2 protein-coding genes are annotated in these 5,429 nt (G+C 72.4%); both read right to left on the bottom strand.

Going from position 1 to position 5,429, the window contains the following annotated elements; all coding sequences use genetic code 11:
- The coding region (locus ACLQ28_RS34245; protein ID WP_425690401.1) for a type I polyketide synthase at nucleotides 1-1,493 on the bottom strand (1,493 nt) is incomplete at its 3' end.
- Between the two features lie 6 nt (nucleotides 1,494-1,499).
- Nucleotides 1,500-5,429: SDR family NAD(P)-dependent oxidoreductase (locus ACLQ28_RS34250; protein ID WP_425690402.1), on the bottom strand; the 3,930-nt coding region annotated here is incomplete at its 5' end.

Below are 5,429 nucleotides of genomic sequence, written 5' to 3' on the forward strand. Positions count from 1 at the left end.
GCGGCCAGCCCAGCCTGCACCGCAGCCGGCGACTTCCCCGACACCACCCACGGCACCAAACCCGACTCCACCAACGGTCCCGAAACCCCGACCGGCTCCTCGACCGGCACCTCCGGCGCCTGCTCCACGATCACGTGCGCGTTCGTGCCGCTCATCCCGAACGACGACACACCCGCACGACGCGGACGACCAGTCTCCGGCCAGGGTTCGGCCGACGTCAGCAGGGACACCGACCCCGACGACCAATCCACGTGCGGTGTTGGCTCATCCACGTGCAGGGTCTTCGGCAACACACCATGCCGCATCGCCTGCACCATCTTGATCACACCCGCGACACCCGCCGCCGCCTGCGTATGACCAATGTTCGACTTCAACGATCCCAGCCGCAGCGGCTCACCCTGTCGGTCCCTGCCATACGTCGCCAACAACGCCTGCGCCTCGATCGGATCACCCAACTTGGTGCCGGTGCCGTGCGCCTCGACCACGTCGACGTGCGCGGCCGGGAGCCGGGCCGCCGCGAGCGCCTGCCGGATCACCTGCTGCTGGGCGGGCCCGTTGGGCGCGGTGAGGCCGTTGCTGGCGCCGTCCTGATTCACCGCCGAACCCCGGATGACGGCGAGCACCGGGTGGCCGTCGCGCTGGGCGTCGGACAGGCGCTCCAGCAACAGCATGCCGGCGCCCTCGCCGAAGCCGAAGCCGTCGGCACCGCCCCCGAAGGCCCGGCAGCGGCCGTCCGGGGACAGGCCGCCCTGACGGCTGAACTCGATGAACGACTGCAGCGACGACAGTACGGTCACGCCACCCGCCAGCGCCGCCGTGCACTCGCCCTGCCGCAGTGACTGCACGGCCAGATGCAGCGCGACCAGCGACGAGGAGCAGGCGGTGTCCACGGTGAGGGCCGGTCCTTGCAGGCCGAAGGTGAAGGCGAGCCGACCCGAGGCGACGCTGGTGGCGGTGCCGGTGACCAGGTGGCCCTCGACCTCGCGGGCGGACGGTCCGGCGCCCGGGTCGTAGCCGGAGAAGAACGTGCCGACGAAGACTCCGGTACGACTGTCGCGCAACGTCTCCGGCACGATCCCGGCCCGCTCGAACACCTCCCACGTCGTCTCCAGCAGCAGCCGCTGCTGCGGGTCCATGGCGAGGGCCTCGCGCGGCGAGACGCCGAAGAAGTCGGCGTCGAAGTCGGCCGCGCCGGCCAGGAACCCTCCGGCTCGGGCGGAGAACGTGCCGGGTTCGTCAGCTTCGGCGCTGTACCGGCTGTCGACGTCCCAGCCACGGTCGCGGGGCAGTTCGGTGACGGCTTCCTCGCCGGCTGTCAGCAGTCGCCACAGGCCCTCGGGTGTGTCCACGCCGCCTGGGTACCGGCAGGCCATGGCGACGATGGCGATCGGCTCGTGTGCGCGGTCGTCGAGCTCACGCAACCGTACGGTGGTCTCGTGCAGTTCGGTGGTGACCCGCCGCAGATAGTCGCGGAGCCTGTCCTCGTTGGTCATGCGACGTCACCTGTCCGAGCGGTCGAGAGGGCCGGTGGCGCCGAGCTGTCCGTCGATGAAGTCGAACAGCTCGTCGTCGGACGCGGTTCGCAGTTGCCCGGGGACCTCATCGCCGTCGCCCGGACCGCCGTTGGCCGGCCGGGCCTCGGTCCAGGCCGCGAGCAGGTCCTTCAACCGGGCAGTGACGGCCACACCGGAGGTCTCGTCGCCGGAGTGGGCGACGAGACGGGTTTTCAGGCGGTCCAGTTCGGCGAGCAGGTCCCCGTCGTCCGGCTTGTCCGGCGTCACTTCGGCGCGCAGCCAGCGGGCGAGCGCCGCCGGGGTGGGGTGGTCGAACACCAGCGTGGCGGGCAACCGCAGGCCCGTGACGCGGTTGAGGCGGTTGCGCAGCTCCACGGCGAGCAGCGAGTCGAAGCCGAAATCCTTGAAGCTGCGCTCGGCCGTGACGGTGCCGGCCGAGGCGTGGCCGAGTACGGCCGCGATCTGTGCCTGAACCTCGCGCAGCACGAACTGATCGCGGGCGTCCTCGGCGAGCCCGGCCAGTCGTTGGGCGAGCAGGGGGCCGGCCACGTCGCCGGTGGTGCCGGCCGTACGCCGCCGGGGCGCCTGGAGCAGATCTCGTACCAATGGCGGGTGGTTGTCGCCTGAGGGGTCGACGCGCAGTGCTATGACGTGCGGGTCGGCAGCGGCCAGCGCCGCGTCGAGCAGCGCGAGGCCCTGCTCGGCGGAGAGTGGTGGGAGCCCGGCTCGGCGCAGCCGCCGCAGGTCGGCGTCGGTGAGATGGCCGGTCATGGCGCTGGCGTCGGCCCACAGCCCCCACGCGATGGAGGTTGCTGGCAGGCCGAGGCTGTGGCGGTGTCGGGCGAGCGCGTCGAGGTAGGTGTTGGCCGCGGCGTAGTTGGCTTGCCCGGGGGCGCCGAACGCCGCCGCCGCCGAGGAAAAGAGCACAAAGGACCGCAGGTCGAGATCGCGGGTGAGCTCGTGCAGGTGGTGCGCCGCGTCGGCTTTGGCGGGCAGGACGCGGTCCAGGTGGCCGGGTGTCTGCGCGGTGAGGGTGGCGTCGTCCAGCGCGCCTGCTGCGTGCACGACCGCGGTGAGCGGGTGCTCAGCGGCGACGGTGTCGAGCAGGGCGGCCAGTGCCGCGCGGTCGGTGATGTCGCAGGCGGCGATCGTCACCGTGGCGCCGAGCGCCGTCAGCTCACCGCGCAGCGCGTTGGCCCCGGGCGCGTCCGGCCCCTTCCGGCCGGTGAGCAGCAGATGCCGTACGCCGTGCCGGGTGATCAGATGTCGGGCGGTCAACGCGCCCAGCGTTCCGGTCCCGCCGGTGATGAGTACGGTGCCGGCCGGATCGATTGGCGCCGGAACGGTGAGCACCATCTTGCCGACGTGCCGCGCCTGCCCGAGATGGCGGAACGCCTCCGGCGCGCGCCGGACGTCCCACGCGGTGACCGGAATGGGCCGCAGCACGCCGCGCTCGAACAGGTCCAGCACTTCGGTGAGCATCTCGCCGATCCGGTCCGGCCCGGCTTCCACCAGGTCGAACGCCCGGTAACGGACGCCCGGGTGGTCGGCCGCCACCCGGTCCGCGTCGCGGATGTCGGTCTTTCCCATCTCGATGAGCCGTCCGCCACGGCCGAGCAGCCGCAGCGAGGCGTCCACGTACTCCCGGGCGAGCGAGTTGAGCACCAGGTCGACGTGGCCGAACTGCGGCTCGAACGACAGGTCCCGCGACGACGCGATGTGGTCGTCGCTGAGGCCGAGCTCACGCAGGGTGTCCCACTTGCCGGGACTCGCCGTTCCGTAGACGTCTGCGCCCCAGTGGCGGGCCAGTTGCACGGCGGCCATGCCGACACCGCCGGCCGCCGCGTGCACCAGCACCGATTCTCCGGCGCGTAGATCGCCGAGGTCGCGTAGTCCGTAGTACGCGGTCAGGAACACCACCGGCACCGCCGCCGCTTCGGCGAACGACCATTCCCGCGGCATTCGGACGACCATCCGGTGGTCCGTCACCGCGACCGGCCCGAAGCCGCCCGCGAGCAGTCCGACCACCCGGTCGCCCGGCGTGAAGCGGGTGACGCCCGGTCCCACGTCGAGGACGACGCCGGCGGCTTCGCTGCCCATCAGCGCCGTCGAATCGGGGTACATGCCGAGCGAGATCAGCACGTCGCGGAAGTTCAGCCCGGCGGCTCGTACACCGATGCGGATCTGGCCGTCGCCGAGCGGCTCGGTGACCGCGGGGCAGGCGGTCAGCGCGAGTCGTTCCAGAGTGCCCGGCGCGTCGGTCTCCAGCCGCCATTCGGCGGCCCCGGCTGGCGCTGTCAGACTCGTCCCGGCCCACCGCAGCCGGGGCACCCGGACTACCCCGTCACGGATGGCGATCTGGTCGGTGCCGGTGGCGAGCGCCGTTGGCAGCGCCCGCCAGGAATCGGCGGAGCCATCCACGTCGGCCAGCGCGAACCGGTCGGGATGCTCGGACTGTGCAGACCGCACCAAGCCCCACACCGGCGCCAGCCCGAGCTGGGTGTCGCTGATCGGCTCGTCCGCGGTCTCACCGCCCGCAGCCTGCTGGGTGACGACCGCCAGCCGGCTCGTTCCGGTCTGTTCGCCGGCCAGCCAATCGTGCAGCATGGCGAGCGTTTCGGCCGCGGCCTCGCGCGGCGTGATCGCCGACGGCGCCCACAGGACGAGGTCCGGTGCCTGCTCCTTCTCGTACGCGGTGACCGTGAGCCCGGCCGCGCGCAGCCCCTCGGCCAACCCGGGATCCCCGGTCACCGCCCATCGTGCGGGGGCGGCCGTGGCGTCCTGCGGCAACGAAGTCCACTCCAGGCGCAGCAACGATCGGTCGGCGGCGGACGGCACCGCGGCGGGACGTACGGCCAGTGCCTCGACCGTGGCCACGAGCTGCCCGGCGGGGTCGGTCAGCGTGATGTCGATCGTGTCGTCGGGGTGGCGATGCAGCCGCGCCGACACGGCGGTGGCTCCGGTGGCGTGCACGGTGACGCCGGTCCAGGTGAATGGCAATGCTGGTGCGCCGGTGTCGTGGACCAGGTGCAGCGCGTGCAGGGCCGCGTCGAACAGCGCCGGGTGCAGCGTGAACAGCGCGGCGTCGAGCCCTTCGGGCAGGCGGACGTCGGCGTGGACGTCGTCGCCGGCTTGCCACGCCGACCGCAGGCCCTGGAATGCCGGGCCGTATTGGTAGCCGGCCGCCGCGAACCGTCGGTAAGCGCCGTCGACCTCAAGGGAAACGGCGTCGGAGGGCCGCGACGCGACCTCAGCGGGCCGCGACGGGTTGCCGGGCGCGAGGGTTCCAGTGGCGTGGCAGGTCCACGGCTGGTCGACCGGCGCGTCCTCGGGGCGCGCGTGCAGGGTCAGCGACCGCCGGCCCGTCTCGTCGGGAGCGCCGGCCGCTAGTTGCAGCTCGACGGCGCCGTCACTGGGGAGGACGAGCGGGGTTCGCAGGGTGAGTTCGTCGACGCGGCTGCAGCCCACCCGGTCTCCGACGTGCACCGCGAGGTCGACGAAAGCGGTGCCGGGCAGCAGGACGGTGCCCTCGACCGCGTGGTCGGACAGCCACGGATGCGTCTTCAGCGACAGCCGTCCGGTGAACATCAGGCTGTCCGAGCCGGCCACCGCGACCATGGCGCCGAGCAACGGGTGGTCCGCGGTGCGCAGGCCGGCCGCGGCGACGTCAGCGGGCACGCCGACGGTGGAGTGTGGCCAGAAGTTCTCATGCTGGAATGGATAGGTGGGGAGGTCGACGTGTCCCGGCCGGGTGTTCAACGTCGCCCAGTCGAGGTCCGCGCCATAGGTGTGGGCCTGGGCCAGGTTCGTCAGGAAGATGTCCGGGCCCGGCTGGTCACGACGTAGGCTGCCGACCGCGGTGCCGCCGGTGTCCTCGATCGCTGCCAGCAACGCCGGGTGTGGGCTGACTTCAAC

This window comes from Micromonospora sp. DT201 (genome assembly GCF_049841575.1).
Lineage (GTDB): Bacteria > Actinomycetota > Actinomycetes > Mycobacteriales > Micromonosporaceae > Micromonospora.